Origin of the sequence: Bifidobacterium oedipodis (assembly GCF_012932425.1) — a bacterium.
GTDB lineage: Bacteria > Actinomycetota > Actinomycetes > Actinomycetales > Bifidobacteriaceae > Bifidobacterium > Bifidobacterium oedipodis.
Window position 1 is genome coordinate 222,936 of the sequence record NZ_JAAIII010000003.1, and the last position, 19,992, is coordinate 242,927.

At 57.4% G+C, this 19,992-nt stretch carries 12 protein-coding genes; 5 read left to right on the forward strand and 7 right to left on the reverse strand.

Annotated elements, in window-relative coordinates; all coding sequences use genetic code 11:
* Window position 1: 1 nt before the first annotated feature.
* On the reverse strand, window positions 2–4,171 hold the full coding sequence (locus tag G1C95_RS06070; RefSeq protein WP_335341416.1) for a DEAD/DEAH box helicase: 4,170 nt from the start codon (window positions 4,169–4,171) through the stop codon (window positions 2–4).
* Window positions 4,172–4,354: 183 nt separating this feature from the next.
* Between G1C95_RS06070 and dapD the strand changes: the two genes are divergently transcribed.
* The 3 genes from dapD to G1C95_RS06085 all read left to right on the forward strand — a co-directional run bounded on the left by dapD (window position 4,355) and on the right by G1C95_RS06085 (window position 7,761).
* Entirely contained in the window at window positions 4,355–5,344 is a 990-nt protein-coding gene (dapD, locus tag G1C95_RS06075; protein WP_169172073.1) for a 2,3,4,5-tetrahydropyridine-2,6-dicarboxylate N-succinyltransferase, read from the forward strand.
* Window positions 5,345–5,842: 498 nt separating this feature from the next.
* A complete protein-coding gene (locus G1C95_RS06080; protein WP_169172074.1) occupies window positions 5,843–6,451 on the forward strand; it encodes a helix-turn-helix domain-containing protein in 609 nt (202 codons plus the stop codon).
* Entirely contained in the window at window positions 6,448–7,761 is a 1,314-nt protein-coding gene (locus G1C95_RS06085; RefSeq protein ID WP_169172075.1) for a type II toxin-antitoxin system HipA family toxin, read from the forward strand. The genes G1C95_RS06080 and G1C95_RS06085 overlap by 4 nt, the downstream gene beginning before the upstream one ends.
* A gap of 518 nt (window positions 7,762–8,279) precedes the next feature.
* Here G1C95_RS06085 and G1C95_RS06090 read toward each other — a convergent pair.
* Together G1C95_RS06090 and map are read right to left on the reverse strand one after the other, a co-directional pair.
* Window positions 8,280–9,572, reverse strand: a complete 1,293-nt coding sequence (locus G1C95_RS06090) for a citrate synthase (RefSeq protein ID WP_169172076.1) — start codon at window positions 9,570–9,572, stop codon at window positions 8,280–8,282.
* Window positions 9,573–9,771: 199 nt separating this feature from the next.
* Window positions 9,772–10,554, reverse strand: a complete 783-nt coding sequence (gene map / locus G1C95_RS06095) for a type I methionyl aminopeptidase (protein ID WP_169172077.1) — start codon at window positions 10,552–10,554, stop codon at window positions 9,772–9,774.
* A gap of 104 nt (window positions 10,555–10,658) precedes the next feature.
* Here map and G1C95_RS06100 point away from each other — a divergent pair, with 104 nt between their 5' ends.
* Both G1C95_RS06100 and G1C95_RS06105 read left to right on the forward strand, forming a co-directional pair.
* The gene (locus G1C95_RS06100) at window positions 10,659–12,818 is read left to right on the forward strand and encodes a M13 family metallopeptidase (RefSeq protein WP_169172078.1); all 2,160 of its coding nucleotides are present in this window, start codon (window positions 10,659–10,661) and stop codon (window positions 12,816–12,818) included.
* Between the two features lie 399 nt (window positions 12,819–13,217).
* Complete coding sequence (locus G1C95_RS06105; RefSeq protein WP_169172079.1) at window positions 13,218–13,874, forward strand: single-stranded DNA-binding protein; 657 nt, start codon at window positions 13,218–13,220, stop codon at window positions 13,872–13,874.
* An 88-nt stretch (window positions 13,875–13,962) separates the two neighbouring features.
* Here the strand turns inward: G1C95_RS06105 and G1C95_RS06110 are convergent, their stop codons facing one another.
* The 4 genes from G1C95_RS06110 to G1C95_RS06125 form a co-directional block, all read right to left on the reverse strand.
* Window positions 13,963–15,792: a proline--tRNA ligase gene (locus G1C95_RS06110; RefSeq protein WP_169172080.1), complete on the reverse strand. Its 1,830-nt coding sequence runs from the start codon at window positions 15,790–15,792 to the stop codon at window positions 13,963–13,965.
* A gap of 200 nt (window positions 15,793–15,992) precedes the next feature.
* Window positions 15,993–16,478 carry a GNAT family N-acetyltransferase gene (locus G1C95_RS06115; protein WP_169172216.1) on the reverse strand — a complete coding sequence of 162 codons (486 nt, stop codon included), beginning with the start codon at window positions 16,476–16,478 and terminating at the stop codon, window positions 15,993–15,995.
* Between the two features lie 246 nt (window positions 16,479–16,724).
* Complete coding sequence (locus G1C95_RS06120) at window positions 16,725–17,216, reverse strand: S-ribosylhomocysteine lyase (protein ID WP_169172081.1); 492 nt, start codon at window positions 17,214–17,216, stop codon at window positions 16,725–16,727.
* A 191-nt stretch (window positions 17,217–17,407) separates the two neighbouring features.
* Entirely contained in the window at window positions 17,408–19,939 is a 2,532-nt protein-coding gene (locus tag G1C95_RS06125) for a TIM-barrel domain-containing protein (RefSeq protein ID WP_169172082.1), read from the reverse strand.
* Window positions 19,940–19,992: the final 53 nt, after the last annotated feature.

Consider the following 19,992-nt stretch of genomic DNA (forward strand, 5'->3'; position numbering starts at 1 on the left):
GTCAACCAAGCAACCCCAGCAGATCGTCTCTGGTGAGCGTGGCGATAGAGGCGACCGGCTGTCCGGAGGCGAAGGCGCCGGTTTCGTCTGCTTCGAGCGAAGCGTCGGTGAATTGGCGTGCCAGTTCGCTTTTGGTGTGCTGCAGTTCGAGAATGCGCTCTTCGATGGTGTCTTTGGCCACCACTTGGTACACGTTCACATCCTGCGTTTGCCCGATGCGATGCGCACGGTCGGTGGCCTGATTCTGCGCGGCCGCATTCCACCACGGGTCGGCGTGAATCACCACGCTCGCCCCGGTGAGATTCAAACCAGTGTTGCCGGCTTTCAGCGAAATCAGGAATGCCGGCGTGGCGTCCGCGTTGAATCGGTCCACCAGTTCCAAGCGACGCTTCTTCGGCGTTGAGCCATCGATGGTGTAGTAGCTCAGCCCCATGGTGTCGAATCGTTCGCCGATCAGTTCAAGGAAGCTGGTGAACTGGGAGAAAATCAGCGCCTTCTTGCCTTCGGACACGCATGTTTCCACGAGTTCGCCGATGGCGGCGAGTTTGGCCGACTGATCCTTGGCATTGGCATACAACAGTCGCGGATCGCAGCAGATTTGACGCAGCTTGGTCAGTTCGGCGAGTATCTGGATTTTCGACGTGTTGAAATCCGACTGTTCGCTGTGCTCCAGTTGCATACGCAAGCGCTGTTCGTGCGCCGCGTACAGTTTGCGCTGTTCGCCTTCCAGACGCACGGTGAGCGTGGTTTCCAGCTTGTCTGGCAAGTCGGTGAGCACTTGCGATTTGAGTCTGCGTTTGATGAACACGCCAACCAAGGATTGCAGACGATGGGCCACGCGCGCCGATTCAGGGTTGACTTGGGCGGCCGCCCTACCCTCATACGTGGATTCATCCGCCGCGCGAGCGTTGGCGATAGGCAGTTCGTAACGTTCGTGGAACCGCTTGTAGGAGCCAAGCAGGCCCGGCATAAGGAAGTCGAAAATACTCCACAATTCGCTTAAGCGGTTTTCGATCGGTGTGCCGGTGAGCGCGAAGCGATGTTCGGCGGCCACGGATTTGACGGCTTTGGCGATCTTGGTGGTGTGGTTTTTGATGTATTGGGCCTCATCCAACGCCATGATGTCGAACCGTCGGTTTTCGGCACGATAGTCGTCCACGTCGCGCCTCAGCAGATCGTAGGAAGTAATCAGCACGGTGGGTTCGTCGGCGGTGAAGGCATGGACGATGGCTGCGCGACGTTCGGCTTTGCCGCCCGCCACAACCACAGCATTGAAGCTGGGCGCAAACTTGGCGAATTCGTTGGCCCAGTTATACACCAGTGACGCCGGACAAACAATCAACGACGGCAGTTGCTGTTGCTTCTTCCCCGCCCGCGACAACAGCAGGGCAATCAGCTGCACCGACTTACCCAAGCCCATTTCGTCGGCAAGAATGCCACCGAATCCCTTATCACACAAGGTGTTCAGCCAACGGAAGCCATCCGCCTGATATGGTCGCAGCACCGATTTGAGCGCGCTCGGCACCTCATACGAGCTAGGATCGATAACCTTAAGATCATCCACATACTGGCTAAATGAGGCGTCTTTAACCACATCTGAACCGTCGTCAGGCAGTTCGCCGTCCAACAGGAACGCTTGGCCACCGGGCAGTTCAATCAGACCGGAGTTGAGCTGGCTCTCATCCAAATCAAGTTCGCGGGCCAACGTATCAAGCGTGTTCAGCTGTGCCCCATCGAGCCTGAGCAGCGTACCATCCTTAAGCTGGTGGAAGCGCTGACGGCGACGATAAGAGGCCAGCAACGAGCCGACTTCATCGGCCGGCACCTCATCGGCAATAGGTGAAATCTCCACCAGATTGCCCTTGACGGACAATCCCACCTTGACACTCGGCGCTTTGGGCGCGACCAGTCGGTCGAAGGCCGGCGTGGTGAACACGTCGCCCACATCATGCAGCAGCGGCAATCCCTCGTCGAACAGACGCACCAATCGTTTGGTATCGTCGCGATCGATATAGGCCGCGCCAAGACGCGCGCGAGCTGCAGCAGCTTGCTTGGCGGAGGCGGCACGACGGGAGTTTGCCGTGCGGAATTCTGGCATACGCCGGTTCGCCGCCGCCGCGTTGCCTGGCATGGAGAATAATCCGCGCACCACGTCCATTGCCATGCGTTCCGTGTCGATATCACGCCCCACCACGGCAGTAATTGTGGAACCATCTGCCGAACCACCCGCAGAACCATCCGCACGCACAGCCGGCCCAGCCGGCAGAATCGGCACTATCGTCTCGCCGTAGCGGGCTTTGATCTCACATTCCACGCCTTGTTCGTTGCGATCCAGATAGAATCCGATCCGACATTCAGCAGGATTGAGCGCGGCAAGTTCACGCGGCAGTTCCTGGGCGTCAAGCAGTCCGGCAGCCACCAGTTGGGGCATCAGCGTGCGGGCGAACAGTGCCATATCGTTGCCGGCGATCACCTGACCATCCCTGTCCGGCTCGAATAGGTCGGCGATAATACCGGCCAGCGGGCGCATAGTTTTCGGGCATCGCACGAATCGGCATCCAGCCGCGGTTTTACGCCGCGTCTGTTCGAGTCTGCGGTCACGCAGCGACATAGCCGCGGCATAACCGAGCGTCTGATCGCTCGCCAACAGCAGCCAAATATCCGCGCCGACGGCTGCGCGTGCGGATTCGCTGGCATCACCAGACATACTGACGCCCGATACATCAGCGCCGGCGTTGATCACCGTTTCGATTCCGGGATGGCCGGCAAGCAGGTAGCCGGCTTCGGGGCCGTACACAGCGAAGTCGCGTCGGGTAATGCTCATGGATAGTTCGGCTTCGCCACCATCAACCATCACTGACGCCGGCTGATTGGAAAACCATGTATCTAACACCAGCTGCACTCCCCCGCCGGCCAGCAACGTCAGCAGTCGGGCCACTTCAGCTTCACTTAACGCCAGATGCCGGTCGATGGCGATATGACCGTAATACCGATCCTGTTGTTCGGCGGCGCGTCGAATAGCGATGGCATCGGCAAGAAAACCAAGCAGCGGTCTGGATTCGGCGTCGAGCATGTCTGGCGTGTGGGTGAAGGCCAGTTTTTGCCCGTATTCCTTATGCTCGGCATGTTCCATCGCAAGTGTGAACTGCGGGATGGATTTGAGCACATAGCTCGCACCGTTGGCGATTGAACCGATTTTGCATTCCAAACTCCATACGCCGTCGATGAAGCTCAAAATCGGGGTCAAATGCACTTGCCCCAACCCGACGGTTTGTGTCGGCCCACGATACCCTGCGCGTGAGGCCGCGACATAATACCCCTGTGTGGTGCGGCGACGAGCGCGACCTGAACCAGCAGACGCATCCAATCCGCTGCGGCGCATCAGCGCATCATGCCGAAGTGCACGGGCTTTCGCCGCACGTTCATCCTCACGTTCCATATAGGCGATCAACGCGCGCGAAGGGTGTGCGGCAGCGGCATGATAGCCCTCAAAACGTTGCGGTTCATCGGCGAACACCAGCGCCAGCGCAGCCATATGCTTGCAGATGCCGTAGCCGCGGCCATACGCCGGGCATGTGCAGTGGCCGCCGGCGACCTCGCCGGATTGCATATCGAACTGCACGTTGGTGCGGTATTGGCTCGAAGGGCTGGTGGTGCCACGCACCCTGGCTTGCAATTCGGCGTATCCGGTGCGTTGATTGGCATCATAGATAGGTGCGATCAGCATGCTGTCCGCCCTGCCGGCGATGGCACGGGCGCGCATCAGCACGGCGTTCGATGTGGAGGTTTCCACATCCGTTTTCAAAGCTGGCAGCGGCAGCGGGTGATCTTTGGGATCGGCGTTCATACCACCCAAGCTGCTTTCACCTGCGCGAGCGGCAGCACGCTGATAAGGAATCACCGCATCATCAGCGCTCAGTGAGCCGCCAGCGCCGAATACGGTATCGTCGCCGCCGTCAGCATCGGCGGGGATATCTGTGGGCGCGAAATCGTCCTCATCATCCCCAGGATTCCAAGGATCACGACGCGAAGTTTTGCGTCTCCACGAACGCTTGGCATACATGCCCTCAATATCATCAGCATCATCAACGGCGTCAGCCGCGTCGAAATCATCATCAAAAGCATCGCCTTCATCACGCACGCGCCCAAACACGCCGAATCCGCTGCTCACCGACATGCCTCCCAACGAACGTTGCGTACGAACCTGCCTGTTTTCAGGCATCGTTTCCATAGTAGTGGCGTTTCTTGGCGTTGGCGAACAGACCGGCAACCGACCACCACGCCACCGCTAACCAGACTTGACGCTAAGGTGGGAATCATCAATCGCCATCGCAACCATCACAAAGGAGCAATCATGAGCGAATCCCGCACCGCATGGGGTTGGGGTCTGGCTAGCGTCGACGCCGCCGGCAACACCCTGGACGTTTGGTACCCGCAGCTGACCTGCGGCGAAGCACCGGCCGAAACCTCGCGTCCGAACCATAACTTCGATGCGCTAGCCCACGCCGAAACCGATGCGCGCGGCGTGCGTCGCTTGCCGGTATTCACCGTCAGCAAACTCGACGAGCCGATCGAAGATGCCGCCGACGCCTACCTGCGTCTGCATCTGATGAGCATGAGGCTCGCCAAACCGAACACGCTGAACCTTGACGGCATCTTCGGCAAGCTCAACAACGTGGTGTGGACCAACTATGGTCCGTTCGCCGTCGAAGACTTCGCGCTGCGCAAGCTCGACGTGATGGCCGCCGCCGCGCAAACCGCCCCCGGTCTGCCCAAGGTGGGCATCAACGTGCTCTCCGTTGACAAGTTCCCGCGCATGATCGACTACGTGGTGCCCACCGGCGTGCGCATCGGCGACGCCGACCGTGTGCGCCTGGGTGCCTACCTGTCTGAAGGCACCACCGTGATGCATGCTGGTTTCGTGAACTTCAACGCCGGCACCCTCGGCGTTTCCATGGTCGAAGGCCGCGTCTCGCAGGGCGTGGTCGTGGGCAACGGTTCCGACATCGGCGGCGGTGCCTCGATTATGGGCACCCTGTCTGGCGGCGGCAAGCTCAAGAACTCCATCGGTGAGCATTCCCTGCTCGGCGCAAACGCCGGCATCGGCATCTCGCTGGGCGACAACTGCGTTGTGGAAGCCGGCCTGTACGTCACCGCTGGCACCAAGGTCACCATTTACGACAAGGCCAAGGTCGCGGCCGGCGAACCGCTGGAAACCGTCAAGGGTGCCGAGCTGAGCGGCAAAGACAACATCCTGTTCATCCGCAACTCGGTCAACGGCCGCATCGAAGCCCGCTATCGCAAGACGGGAATCGAGCTCAACGAAAAGCTGCACAAAAACTGACCCTGCCATAACGGAGCGTCGTCGGCGTTGCTCCTCAGTCGCGGTACCTTTGTACTGCTTCCTTCGGTGCGCCTTGACGACGCACACGTTATGACACGCTCAGCAAGCTAACGTTTTATGCAGCCGTCACAGCACAGCTGCTCTCCCCCTCATTTGGCACTACCCCGGAAATATCGACGTATTTCCGGGGTAGTGATTTTTGTGGGCTGTCACAACCCTATGAATACACACGTTTCTCACGGGTAGTGATACAAACGCAGTATCACAACCCACGAAATACAGCCATATTTCAGGGGTTGTGATTTGGCCCCTCTATCACAACCCCACAAATACGCCAATATCTTCTAAGCAGTGATAAGAAGAGCACGCCAGCACCGAATCAAAAAACACATCGGACTCCTAACTTTCAGGCAAAGTGTTAGAATATTCGAACATTTGCTATAATGTTTGAAATATCGAACACTTACGGATTGTTTGCAATATCGAACAGGAGAAGGTGTGGCAACTTTTACCGTCAACATCACTTCGATTCGCCAGCTGGCCATATCCATACGTGACGCACGCATCAGCGCCGGTCTTTCCCAAACCGATCTCACACGTCTCACAGGCATCCCCCGCCCATGGATCAATCAGCTGGAGCAGGGGAAGATAAGCAACCCGGGCATGCAGCGAGTGTTATCCATCTGCAATGTCTTACAAGCAACAATCAGCATCAATTACAACATCAGCAACGAAAAAGACGCCGAGACATCCGACAGTCCATCCGCTAAAGAAAATACAGCGCAGCCACCTGAGCACCGTTTAATCAGTTCAGTGGCTAAAGCCCTCTCACAATCGGCAACAAATATTCTGAAAGCATCTGTATTCGATAACACGAATCTTGATAATGTCATAGCGCTGACTGACGCCATGCACGTATCGATGCCTTCAGCACTGAAGGATGTTGATATTGCCGCATTGCAGGCCATAGCCCAGCAGGCGTCTGCCGTTCGTGAACAATCCAAAGCTCTCAACAACATCACCGGCATTCCCATAGGCAAGCCGAACAGCAGCGGCAACAATCACGAAAATCCAGGTGACGCCAGCAGCCCAAGTGAGGAACGATGAAGAAACCCAAAGAACTTCTTGTATTCGTCGAAGACCAGTTTGCGGGCACACTGCGCGAAGACGTAAATGGTAATCATTCGTTCACTTATGACGAGGAAACCTCTTCCGTTCCGCAGCTCTCCCTTTCCATGCCGAAACGCGCCCAACCATGGGAGGGACGCCCCGTGGAAAGTTTTATCGATGGCATCTTGCCGGACAGCACTGAGGTGCGCAGACGTATCGCTCGCCAATATGGAGTCAATGCCAACAACCCGTTTTCTCTTCTGACTGCAATCGGCATGGATTGCGCAGGAGGGGTGCAATTCGCACTTCCAGAAGACAAAGATTTACTTCGCCAAGCGGCGGAGTATCGCCCCATCTCAATCAGCGAAATAGAGAAGAAACTGCAATCTATTGCTGGAATCGGTGGCCGATCCTGGCAAAGCGATGGAGAACACTGGTCGCTCAATGGGGCACAGGACAAAATCGCGTTATACAAGCAGGAAGATCAGTGGTTTGAGGCCCTTGGGGCTGCAGCGACGACACATATTGTCAAGCCCGGCATACACCAGTTGCACGAGCAAGCATTCAACGAATATGTGTGCATGAATACCCTACGCAAACTGCAAATCCCAGTTGCCGAATCAGATTTTCAGATATTCGGGGAAACACCTGCCATCGTCAGCACACGATGGGACAGGAAAGTTAGCCACAGTGCTGATGGCATGCCACAGGTGACGCGCATCCATCAGGAGGATCTTTGCCAAGCCACCGGACATCCGACCGCGGAGAAATACCAGTCGGATGGAGGCCCGGGAGCTGCAGAAATCCTTAACTTCTTGCGCACCAACGGGTTTAACGCACAAAGCGTCATGATGTTCCAAATCGCTCTCATCATCAATTTCCTGATAGGCGGCACCGATGCGCATGCGAAAAACTACGCCATTCTAGAACCTTCAAATGGGCAGCCGACATTGGCACCGCTCTATGACGTCGCATCCATTTTCGCCTATGACATACAGCCCAAGAACCGCAAACTCGCGATGAGCATTGGCGGAGAGTACCGTTATGATCGCATCGAATTGCGACACTGGAACCAACTCGCCGAAGAAACTCAAGCCGATGACTTTGGCTTATTACAGCTGCTGCTCTATAAATATGCCACAGAATTGCCCGATGCATTTAATGCGGCATCCGCAGACGCATTGCGAATGTCAAGAGAAATACTCCACACTGATCAGAAGACCCAAGAACTTCGCCGAATGATGATCGACCGCATCCATAACGGCATCAATTGGCAATGCTCACGAATACGACATTGGTTTGAATAAAAAAACACAAGACGGGAGTATGCACGACTTCAGGAGGATGGAGGTAGCGCCCGAGGTCTTTTGCACTTTGGTCATTGCCCGTTCACGGCAGCTTGAAAATATCGACGTATTTCCGGGGTAGTGATTTTTGTGGGCTGTCACAACCCCATGAATACACACGTTTCTTACTGGTAGTGATACAAACGCAGTATCACCACCCAAGAAATACAACCATATTTCGGGGGTTGTGATTTGGACCTATTATCACAACCTCGCGAATATGCCAATATCTTACGGGTAGTGATAAAAGCGCGCCATCACAACCCCCGAAATACCATCATATTTGTGGGGTAGTGATTGGCGGCATTATCACAACCTCACAAATATGCCAGCATCTCCTATGTAGCGATAAGAAGAACGCACCGTCGTCGCATCAAAAACAGGAGAGGCCGCGCTCGTTTGCGAGACGCGGCCTCCATAGACAGGCAAACTTACTGTTTGTCGTTCTTTTGGCGTTCGTTTACCGTTTGCCGTTCGGCTTATCGCTCTTCCACAGGCACCCAGTCGCGCTTAACCGGGCCGGTATATACCTGACGCGGACGTCCGATCTTCGTATTCGGATCGGCCAGCATCTCGCGATACTGCGCGATCCAGCCGGGGATGCGGCCCAGCGCGAACAGCGTGGTGAACATGGCCGGATCGAAACCAATAGCGCGATAAATCAGGCCGGTGTAAAAATCTACATTCGGGTACAGGTTGCGCGAAACGAAATAATCGTCGTGCAGCGCGATATCCTCCAGCTCAGTAGCCACCTTGAACAGCGCGCGTTCGTCGGCGGGCAACTTCAGTGTGTCCTCACGATCGATCATCTTCTCCAAATACTGCTTGGCGATGGCCGCGCGCGGATCATAGGACTTATACACACGATGTCCCAGGCCAGAGATGCGCTGGCCGTTCTCCTTGGCATCGGCCACGAATTCGGCCACGGACTTGCCCGAATCGCGGATGGCCTTGAGCTGGCGCAGCACAGCCTCGTTCGCGCCACCGTGCAGCGGGCCGGACAGGGCGTTGACCCCGGCAGCAATCGCCGAATACAAGTTCGCGTGCGCCGAACCAGCGATACGCACCACCGAGGTGGAGCAGTTCTGCTCATGGTCGGCGTGAATAATCAGCAGACGACCCAGCGCATGCACGTAGAGCGGATCGGATTCGAACGGCTCGTAAGGCACGGCGAAGCACATACGCAAGAAGTCATCCACATAGCCGCGCGCATAATCCGGGTATAGCATCGGCTCATCGCGACGACGGCGGAAGATATACGACACAATCGTGCGGGCCTTGGCCATGATGATCTTGGCCGCCTCATCCAGCTGATCACTGTCGTTGATATCGCAGGTGTCCGGGTAGAAGGTGGCGAGCGCGTTGATGGCCGACGACAGCACGCTCATCGGATGGGCCGAACGTGGGAACGAGCCCATGAACGTGCGGAAGTCCTCGCCCACCATCGTTTTGTGGTTGATGTCTGCGCAGAACCGGTCGTATTCCGCTTTGGTGGGCAGCTCGCCGCGCTGCAGCAGCCAGGCGACCTCCAGGAAGTCGGAATTTTCGCACAGCTGCTCGATGGGATAGCCTCGGTAGCGCAGGATGGAATTGTTGCCATCGATGTAGGTGATTTTCGATTCGCACTGCGCGGTGGTCAAGAATCCAGGGTCAAGGGTGACCCAACCGTCGTTGCGCAGCGTGGACACCACGATGCCGTCGGGCCCGGCCGTGGCCTTGACCACGGGCAGGGTGAACTTGTTCGAATCGACGTCAAGCTGTGCCGTTGCCATTCGTGCGCCTCCTATTCCTAGCACTTCATAGTCTTCGCGTACTGTAAGCCGCGTTTGTTACCGCCGGCGAACGCCGGTCGATACACGAAAGCCGAAGTGCGCTTATGCTATCAAAGCAATGCGCGCTTCGGCCGTTACGTCTCGCAATTCAGCCTGTGGGCCCGCGCCCTGTGGACGATTACCAGCGATTATCGCTCGATCACAGCTTGGATCGATCGGTGAAGATGATCGGTCCGTTTTCGGTGATGGCGATGGTGTGCTCGCTGTGGGCACCGCGCGAACCGTCGGAGGACTTCAGGGTCCAGCCGTCCTTGGGATCTTGGTAGATCTCGTCGGTGGTCTTCAGGAACCACGGTTCGATGGCGATGACCAAGCCCTCGCGCAGCTTGTAGCCGTGGTGGGCGCGACCATCGTTGGGCACGTGCGGATCGCCGTGCATAATATGGCCCACGCCATGGCCGCCGAATTCAAGGTTGATCGGGTAGCCGTAGGAGCGTGCCACGTCACCGATGGTGGAAGAAATGTCACCCAAGCGGTTGCCCGGCTTGGCCACGTCGATGGCGGCGGCGAGCGCCTCTTCGGTGCACTTGATGATGCGCAGGTCTTCCGGGTCGGGGTCGTTGCCGACCACGAAGCTGATGGCGGAGTCGGCCACCCAGCCGTCCACGCTGATGGCGAGGTCGAGGGAGACGAGGTCGCCGTCCTTGAGGGTGTAGTCGAAGGGCACGCCGTGCAGCACTGCGTCGTTGACGGAGGTGCAGATGTAGTGGGCGAACGGGCCGGTGCCGAAGTCGGGGGCGTAGTCCACGTAGCAGGATTCGGCGCCCTTGCGGTCGACGATCTTCTTATGTACGAATTCGTCGATTTCCAGCAGGTTGGTGCCAACCTTGGTGGTTTCCTTGAGTTCCTTCAGGATGCCGGCGACGAATCGGCCGGCGGGCTTCATTTCCTCGATTTCGCGAGGGGTTTTCAGTTCGATCATGAGGCTCTTTCTACCTAGTCAAAAAGTTGTGTTCCACGTTATCTCAGCGCCTCGTCATCGCCAGGCTCGCCCGGTTCTCCCCCACCGTGATTAGGCTGGATGCCATGACCGATGAACATATCACTTTGAGCGCCGGTATTGATCCGGCTTCGTTCTCTTCCGTCATCAAGCCGGCCGACGACCTGTTCCGCTATGTTAACGGCCCGTGGATCGACACCTATCGTCTGCCCGACGATCGTTCGCGCTATGGCTCCTTCGACAAGCTTGCTGAAGATGCTGAGAATCAGGTGCGCGATATCCTCGAAGAGGATGATTGCCCGGCTGTCAAGTCGCAGGCGCTGTATCGTTCGTTCCTTGATACTGTTGCCATCGAGGCCGCTGGCATCAATCCGATTCGCGCCGACCTTGATGCCATTGACCATGCCGGCAGCAAGGCGGAGCTCACCCGCACGCTTGGCACCATCAATCCGGCCGGCGGCCCTGACCTGTTTGGTTTGGATGTGTACGGCGACCCGGGCAATCCTGATTACAACATCGCTCATATTGAACAGGGTGGCTTGGCCCTGCCTGATGAGGCTTATTATCGCGAGGATCACTATGCTCCCGTGCGCGAAGCCTACGTGCGCATGGTTGCGGCCCAGCTGATTAACGCTGGTTATGCAACCGCTGCTCCCAGCAACGGCGGCGACGAAACGCCCGGTACTGGAGCTGCTGGCGCTGCTGCTACGCCTGCGCCCAGTGAAGCTGCGCTTGATTTGGCGCGTCGGTTCCTGGATGTGGAAACGCGCATCGCTGCAAACCATTGGGATAATGTTGCCTCCCGCGACTCGGTGAAGACCTATAATCCCACTGATTTTGCCGATTTGACCGCGATGCTGCCCAACTTCGATCTGGCCGCTTGGATTGACGCTTGGCAGGCCGCCTACAACACCACTGAGGCCGCGGCTGCCCAGCCCATCGATTTCAAGGCCGTGTTCAAGCGCGTGATTGTGCACGAACCGAGCTTCCTGACTGGTTTGGATCAGTTCTGGGCCGATGCCGATCTTGACGACTTGAAGCTGTGGGCTCGCGTGCATATGATCATCGGCTCGGCCAGTGCCCTAAGCTCCGTGTTCGATACAACCAACTTCGACTTCTATGGCAAGGTGCTCTCCGGCACCAAGAAGCAGCGCGACCGTTGGAAGCGTGCCGTCAGCCTGGTCAACAGCGTGTGCGGTGAGGATGTGGGCCGTGAATATGTGCGCCTGCACTTCCCCGAAAGCTCCAAGCAGCGCATGGAGCAGCTGGTCGCCAACCTGATCGACGCCTACCGTGTGTCCATCACCAACTCCGATTGGCTGGGCGAGCAGACTCGCGCCAAGGCGTTGGAGAAGCTCTCGAAGTTCACGCCGAAGATCGGCTACACCAATCATTGGCGTGATTATTCAGCGCTGAATGTCTCCGCGGATGCACCGCTCGCTGAGAATATGAAGGCTGCGAGCCTGTATGAGACCGGATATCAGCTGGCTAAGGTCGGCAACTTGGTCGATAAGGACGAGTGGCTGATGAATCCGCAGACAGTCAACGCCTACTATGAGCCGACGATGAACGTTATCGTGTTCCCCGCTGCGATTCTACAGCCTCCGTTCTTCGACCCGAATGCTGAGGATGCTGCGAACTATGGCGGCATCGGCGCGGTGATCGGCCACGAAATCGGCCATGGTTTCGACGATCAGGGTTCGCAGTACGACGGTGACGGCAAGCTCAACAACTGGTGGACCGATGAGGATCGTGCGCACTTCGAGGAGCGCACCAAGGCTCTGATCAGCCAGTATGATGCTTTTACCCCGCTACAGCTGGTTGAAAAATATGCCGATCAGCCCGACCATATGCCGCATGTTAACGGAGCGCTTACCATTGGCGAGAATATCGGCGATCTGGGTGGCGTGAACATCGCGCTTAAGGCGTATGCGTTCGCACTGGGCAAGGCCGCCGGCCTGCCGGAGGATGGCTCGCCCGAAGCCATCAAGGCATTGCTTGACCGCGCTCCTGAAATGGCTGGATTCACTGGCCTGCAGCGCTTCTTCCTGAGCTATGCCTCGATTTGGCGCACCAAGAACCGTGACGAGCTGGCCGAGCAGTTCCTGCAGATTGATCCGCATTCGCCGGCGGAATTCCGCACCAACGGCATTGCCCGCAATGTGGATCTGTTCTACGCGGCCTTTGGAGTGCACGAAGGCGACGATATGTGGCTTGCGCCCGACCAGCGCGTGCGTATTTGGTGACGATGCGTTGCCAGTGGCTGCGTATTGCGATGGATTCGTGTTGTCGTAGCTGACTGTTGCATGTTGCTGTAATAGCGAACGAAACGACCCTTTCTAGCTCCTTATTGGAGCGGAGAGGGTCGTTTTTGTATACGAACGTTGTTGTCCACATTACGGTGTGTCGTCCACATGTGTTGTGGATAACCGCCGGTTATCCACAGAGGGGTTGCGGCAAACTGCGTCACTGTCTCCACATTGCCCGAATTAGCTTGCGTGAACGGTTCTCGACAGCGCACAGTGGAAACTACCGCCGGACATGGAGGGGCGATGTAAGGAAGCATCGTGGCTCGTGGTTGTGCCTCATATCGGTCGTTCCGTGAAACCGGCGGTCCATGACATTTGTGGATGAAAGGACCGATCATGGCAACACAACAGGCAGCGGCAACCGTCACCGGATACGTCTCCAGCGATCCGCTTGTGGGCGGCACGGAAACGTTCAAAGTGCTGAGTTTTCGCATCGGCAGTACGCGCAGTCGTTTTAATACGGCCACCAATAGCTGGGAGGATATCGGCACCGCATGGCTGACCGTCAAAGCGTACCGGATGCTGGCCCAGAATGCGCAATCCTCCTTGCGTCGAGGTGACCGGGTGATCGTGGTGGGATTGCTGAACACCGAACAATGGACGAATGAGCAGGGAGTAATCTGCAGTCGTATCGTGCTCGAAGCCAGCAATATCGGCCATGATCTGACGGTTGGTACCACGCAACTATGCAAACCAAGGCGCAATAATGCGCAAGGGGCGCAGTCTGACCAAGTCACAGCGGGAGCTCCCGGAATCAGCAGTGCTGGCAATCCTAACGGTATCGGAGCAGACCCCTATGCCGCCGCAGCCGTGCCAAACAACCAGCCGGTAGACCTCGGCGTCGCGCCGCCGGACACGCCTTCCCCTGAAACCAGCATTCCTGCGAACGGACAAGGGGTGCCCAGCACTCCCAGCGATATTCCGAATCCAACGTCCGAACCCCAAGCCGACAACTTCGCCGACAATCCCGACCCCACCGCCTCCGAATTCTAATCGTGTGAGGCGGGAATGTGGCTTAATATGGGGGAAGCCGACCCTGGTGGGTCGGCTTCCTGTAATGGCTTTAACGGCTGAGAACGGTTCAGCGCAGTGCGGCGAAACGATCGGCGAGTGTGGCGGCGGCTTCGGCGGCCGGCACGACCACCTTGTTGTCGCCGTTGCGATCGCGGATCTCGATGGTGCCATCGTTCACGAAGTCGCGGCCGACCACAGCGATCAGCGGCACGCCGATCAGCTCGGCATCCTTGAACTTCACACCGGGCGAAACCTTCTTGCGGTCATCGTAGATCACCTCAAGGCCCTTGGCCTCCAGTTCGGCAACCAGCTTCTCGGCACCTTCGAAGGCAGCCTCGTCCTTGCCGGTGGCCACAACATGCACCGCAGCCGGAGCGATAACGGCAGGCCAAGCCAGACCAGCCTCATCATGATGCGTTTCGGCGATGCAGGCGAGCACGCGGGAAACACCGATGCCGTAGCAGCCCATCCACACGGGAACGGTCTTGCCGTTCTGGTCGAGCACCTTCAGATCCAAAGCCTTGGAGTACTTCAGGCCCAGCTGGAACACCTGACCGATTTCCACGCCACGCTCAAAGCTCAGTGGGCCGGAGCCGTCCGGGCTCATGTCGCCGTGGCGCACCTCGACGGCCTCCACAGTGCCGTCAGCCGTGAAGTCGCGGCCGTACACGAGATCGTAGTAGTCCACGCCGGCCTCGTCGGCACCGGTGAACCATGCGGAGCCCTTGGCCACATGCGCGTCGATGAGATAACGCAGCGCAGTATCCTCATCAGAGCCGATTTCGGCATCACCACGCACCTGCGGGCCGAGCGCCATCGGGCCGATATAGCCCTTCACCAGCTCGGGATGCGCCTTCAAATCATCTTCAGTGGCCTCTTCAATCTCCGAGGGAGCGAACTGCGCTTCAAGACGCTTCATATCCACCGTGCGGTCGCCAGGCACGCCCACGACCACGAGCTCACGCCACGGCTGATCATGCTTGTCATCCTCAGCATGCTTAACAGCAATCACCACATTCTTCAGAATGTCGGAAGCCTCCCAAGCGCGGCCATCCTCACGCGGGTAGTTGGCGTTCGCATAATCAACCATCTGATCGATGGTGCCAGCGTCAGGAGTCGGACGCTTGGTAGCGGCCGGCGTGGCGGAGCAATCAACCTCAGGCACTTCCGGAGTGGTCAGGGCCTCAACGTTCCATGCCTTGCCAGAGGGTGCAAGCGCGAAGGTATCCTCGCCGATGGCCATCGGAGCAAGGAACTCCTCGGAAGCGGAGCCGCCCATCGGGCCGGACATGGCGAACACCGGCACATACTTCAGGTCAAGACGATCGAAGATGCGGCAGTAGGCGCCACGCTCATCCATATAAGCTTTGCGCATGCCCTCCTCATCGATGGTGAACGAGTAGGCATCCTTCATAATGAACTCACGGCCACGAATCAGGCCAGCGCGCGGACGGAACTCGTCACGATACTTGGTCTGAATCTGGTACAGCGTAACGGGCAGATCCTTGTACGAGGAATACATGTCCTTAACCAGCAGGGTGAACATTTCCTCATGCGTGGGGGCCAGCAGATAGTCGGCTTCGTGGCGATCCTTCAAACGGAACAGGTTCTCGCCATACTCCTCCCAACGATGGGTGGCCTCATAAGGTTCGCGCGGCAGCAGGGCCGGGAAGTGCACTTCCTGAGCACCGATACCGTCGATCTCCTCACGCACAATGGCTTCGATCTTGTTCAGCACGCTCAGGCCCAGCGGCAGCCAAGTCCAAATGCCGGGTGCGGTTTTACGAATATAGCCGGCGCGCTGCAGCAGCTTGGCGGAATCAACGTCGGCATCAGCGGGGTCCTCGCGCAGAGTGCGCAGGAACATAGTTGACATACGAAGAGTCTTGGAAGTCATGCGTTCCAATGTACCGCGAACCATCGCCTTAGTTGGTTTTGTGACCTTATTTCGGCTCGCACGGGGGTTAGGTTTCAGTTGGGTGGGTGCTTACGTTTTGTTATAAGGATAGCTCCGCCGGGGCCACAGCCCACCGGGCTGTGTCCTTAATCCGGCTCGCGTGACCGGCAATTGCAATTCCCGAAGGGAATTGCGGCCGGTCACCATTCATGTCGTTGATAGGCTATGCGGGTGGTGTCGGTGGGGCGGTCGATGAGTTGGATGAGGCCGCAGCGGGCGAAACCAGCCGTTTCAAGCACATGCTGCATGGCCTTGTTATTCGGGTGTGTGTCGATGCGCACATTGCCATAATGCTTCAAGGCCCACGTTATGCACTCGCGAGCAGCATGCTTCACCAAACCGGCAGAAGCTATGCGATGAATGGTCACGTAGGTATCATCATCCAGCCAAGCGCCTTCAATATGCTTATACGTGGGGTCCTCACCAGGACACAAGGCGAATTGCGCAAGAATGCGCTCCTTGCCGCCAACATGATCAACCAGTAGCACAGTGCGCTGGTTGGCGATGTCATCGCGAACCACCTCGTCCTTGGGGAACGTGTTGCCCCACTGGGTCGGATTGCCGTTAGCCGCCATCAAATGCCGCGCACGAACATAAATGGCCTGCATCTGCGGCAGATCACGCATGGTGGCACGGCGAAAACGACGACCTGCCGCCTTGGTGCCTGTGCTTGACAAAGTCACGAGCACACCCTCCCAAATTCACGATTAACCAAACAAATAACTGACGGCAAACCTACCATGCTACGGGCACAAATCAAGGCAGGCTTGTCGCCAGTCATCGTTCAGCGATACGTGGAATCGCACAGAAGCGCACAAAGTCACATGAAATCAAGCAGCATCATGCGGAACAGCCACGCACAAAAGACAGGCTCATACCACCTTGCGCTCGAAGGGATCGGAGCTGATGCCCTGTTCAAGAATCTGCTTGCACCATTCCTTAGCAGTGAACAGGCTATGGTCACGGTAGTTGCCGCAGCTTTCAATCGTGGTGGCAGGCACGTCATCCCACGTAGCCTTGTAGGCGATGAATTCCAGCGATTCCTTCAGCGCACGCGCCACTTCCTCGGTGGAATGTTTGCCCCAGGTCAGCAGATGGAAACCGGTGCGGCAGCCGAACGGTGAGCAATCGATGTAACCATCGATGCGTTCGCGCAGCAGCACAGCGATGGTGTGCTCGATGGTGTGCAGGCCGCCGGTGGGGATGGCCTGTTCGTTCGGCTGGGTCAAACGCAGGTCATAGTTGGACACTATATCGCCGTGCGGGCCGGTTTCAGTGTCAATATAACGCACGTAGGGGGCCTTCACCTTCGTATGATCCAGCTGGAAGCTCTCAACAACGGGCTTGTCCTGATGTTCCGTCATATCATTCCTTTCACATACGATGCCGCTACACCTACAACACCAAGGCGCAGCCAACACATTCATGTACCACTGTTGCCGATGCACAGCATCTCGTCAACTCCTGAGTTATACGCGTTTCTGATGGCTCGCTCAAATCAACGAGGCCCACGTTCCCCTACAAGGACGTGGGCCTCTCCTCGCACCGACTATGGTCAGGCTCTCAACAGCACTTCGGCGAGCGCCTGCATCACGCAATGAGGCATATGGGATTGCGCGAAACGCCCTTGAATATCATCGTCATGCACCTCCATCGCCCCGAAACCGGCGATGGAAGCAGCACCGAATCGCCGAATCGCGGCATAGGCTTTCTCCTTGGTCCGGTAATGCACCTGAGCATCTTTCAGCACTGCGAATGCGTCTTCAACAATCGGATTGTCCGAAAGAGGAAGCCCTCCACATACCGTCAATTCGACACGCGAACTCGCAGCGACGCCGCATAGATCCACCGACAGGCTCAAGGTCGTCTTGTCGTACCGGATTTGCGCAGGACGAACCGGCATCCCGTCCACGGTCACATTGACGCGTTCCGAGACAAACTCCGGCACGCCGCGGAACGTCACCGTCCAATCGCGTGATGCCGGAACCGCCGAGGCATCCCCCGCAACCGGATCGATGGCGAACACCGAGTCCCGCTCGGCTGCGTACGTCCAAGTCATCAATGTGGAAGCCCACGTATTGTCCGCCTCAGAAGCGCCCGTATCCTCCCATAGGGTGAACCGACCATCCGCGCCAGGAAATACCAGAATCTCGAGGGACTGCGGATTGGAAACCGCATTCAGCGCCTCATCACGAGCCTGGCGCTGCAACGGTATGATGCCGCCCGCCTTTGCGAATGCAGGAATGCCATCCATACCTCGCCACACTTCGATACGACGACCTTCCTTCTGAGGAGAGGAGTATCGGCGACCCGTGAAGAAGTCGAACCACGTGCCTTCAGGCAGCCACACATCCGCTTTTGCCATCTGCACATCACGCTCAGCCGGGGAGACAATCGGCGAAACCAGCAGCTGCGTGCCGAACATGAATTCGGTCGGCACTGTGTAGGCGTCCTCTTGTTCGGGATGATCCCAATACATCGGCTGCACCAACGGATCGCCCTCAACCGCGGCACGACGGTTCATCGCATACAGGTATGGAATCATCGAGTGGCGCAAGCGCAGCGCCTTCACCATGGCGGATTCAACCTCGCCGCGGAAATTCCACGGCTCCTTGCCATTGAATGGCGAATCGGTGGAATGCAGACGATTGATCGGACTGAACGCCCCCAACTGATACCAACGCGCTTCCAATTCCTCATCACGGTAGCCGAACATATGCCCGCCAATATCGTGGCTCCACCACCCATAGCCGATATTCGAGGCCGTGGCAGTGAAATACGGCTGGAATTTCAACGATTCCCACGTCACTATGGTGTCTCCGGAGAAGCCGACCGGGTAACGGTGCGAACCGGGACCAGCATATCGCGAGAACGTCAAAGGGCGCGGATTCCGCTCACTGTAGGAGCTCCCGTCGGAACGTCCTGAATCCAGATAGTGCAGATGGTTGAGCCCCCACAGCGGATCCAGTCCCTTTTGGCGGGTCACTCCTCCTTGTTGCCAATCCAGCCACCAGAAGTCGACCCCCTCATCCTCCATCGGGTGATGCAGTTGATCGAAATAGGCGGACATAAAGCGCGGGCTGGTCAGATCGAACTGCACCGTTTCCTCGCTCCCGGGATCGATGCCCATGGCTTCCGCCATGTCGGCGTAGGCATCTTCAAAAGCACGCACTCCATCACGTGGGTGCACATTAAGCGTGGCCTTCATGCCATGCTCATGCAACCAACCCAGGAACCGCTGAGGATCCGGGAAAAACTCGCGGTTCCAGGTGTACCCGGTCCAGCCGGATCCATACTTCGGGTCAACGTCGTCGACCACATGCCAATCCATGTCGATGACGGCGGTGGTGAACGGCAGCTGCTCCTTCTCGAAGCGTTCCACCAGCTCGCGATACTCTTCCTCCGTGTAACGATGGTAACGGCTCCACCAATTGCCAAACACATAGCGCGGCAGCAGCGGCGTCGCTCCGGTCAACGTATAAAAATCATGGACCGCTTCGCGATAACGGTGGCCATACCCGAACAGGTACAGATCCGTGGTCTCCTCGGTTTTGGGCAGAACCCATGTGCCGAAGGGATTCTTCTCACCGTCCACCTCATCGGATTCCACGATGATGTTCGCACGCGAGTCATCCAACACCGCCCATCCGTCACGGCTGATTACGCCATTCTCCAATGGCACCGCTCCATCGATTCCATCAAGCGTGCGATAGGTACCGCCGAGATTGCCGTGCTGCTCATCTGAATAATGCCAAGTATTACCGACTGCATTGGCGCCTTTAACCGTCGCGTACAAACCTTCTTTGCTGAAGGCCTGACGATCATAAGAGATATGCAGATGCTCGGTATCGATCTCCAACCAACCCCCGCGCTCAACGGCCTCGAACTTTGGGGTACATCCAAAATCGCGAACCAACGCCATCTGTGTGGGGGTATCCACGAATCGACCGGATTCAGACCATTCGAAACGTATCAGCGAATCCGTCAAAATACTGATACGCCAACGGTCTCCCTGCAGAACGGCATCGGAACCCGTCACCGGCTTCGCGCCCATCTTTGCCAGCGAGAACGCCGATCGTTGCACCATATTGCTCTCCTTCGATAGTGGTGATGGTCAAAACTCTATTTCACATGCGCACA

What these genes read in the sequence shown, in the direction of transcription:
- G1C95_RS06120 (WP_169172081.1), bottom strand. Translation starts at nt 17,216, where the DNA reads ATGACGGAACATCAGGACAAGCCCGTTGTTGAGAGCTTCCAGCTGGAT.
- G1C95_RS06115 (WP_169172216.1), bottom strand. Translation starts at nt 16,478, where the DNA reads ATGCGTGATCTGCCGCAGATGCAGGCCATTTATGTTCGTGCGCGGCAT.
- G1C95_RS06105 (WP_169172079.1), top strand. Translation starts at nt 13,218, where the DNA reads ATGGCAACACAACAGGCAGCGGCAACCGTCACCGGATACGTCTCCAGC.
- G1C95_RS06100 (WP_169172078.1), top strand. Translation starts at nt 10,659, where the DNA reads ATGACCGATGAACATATCACTTTGAGCGCCGGTATTGATCCGGCTTCG.
- G1C95_RS06125 (WP_169172082.1), bottom strand. Translation starts at nt 19,939, where the DNA reads ATGGTGCAACGATCGGCGTTCTCGCTGGCAAAGATGGGCGCGAAGCCG.
- G1C95_RS06085 (WP_169172075.1), top strand. Translation starts at nt 6,448, where the DNA reads ATGAAGAAACCCAAAGAACTTCTTGTATTCGTCGAAGACCAGTTTGCG.
- map (WP_169172077.1), bottom strand. Translation starts at nt 10,554, where the DNA reads ATGATCGAACTGAAAACCCCTCGCGAAATCGAGGAAATGAAGCCCGCC.
- G1C95_RS06090 (WP_169172076.1), bottom strand. Translation starts at nt 9,572, where the DNA reads ATGGCAACGGCACAGCTTGACGTCGATTCGAACAAGTTCACCCTGCCC.
- G1C95_RS06110 (WP_169172080.1), bottom strand. Translation starts at nt 15,792, where the DNA reads ATGACTTCCAAGACTCTTCGTATGTCAACTATGTTCCTGCGCACTCTG.
- dapD (WP_169172073.1), top strand. Translation starts at nt 4,355, where the DNA reads ATGAGCGAATCCCGCACCGCATGGGGTTGGGGTCTGGCTAGCGTCGAC.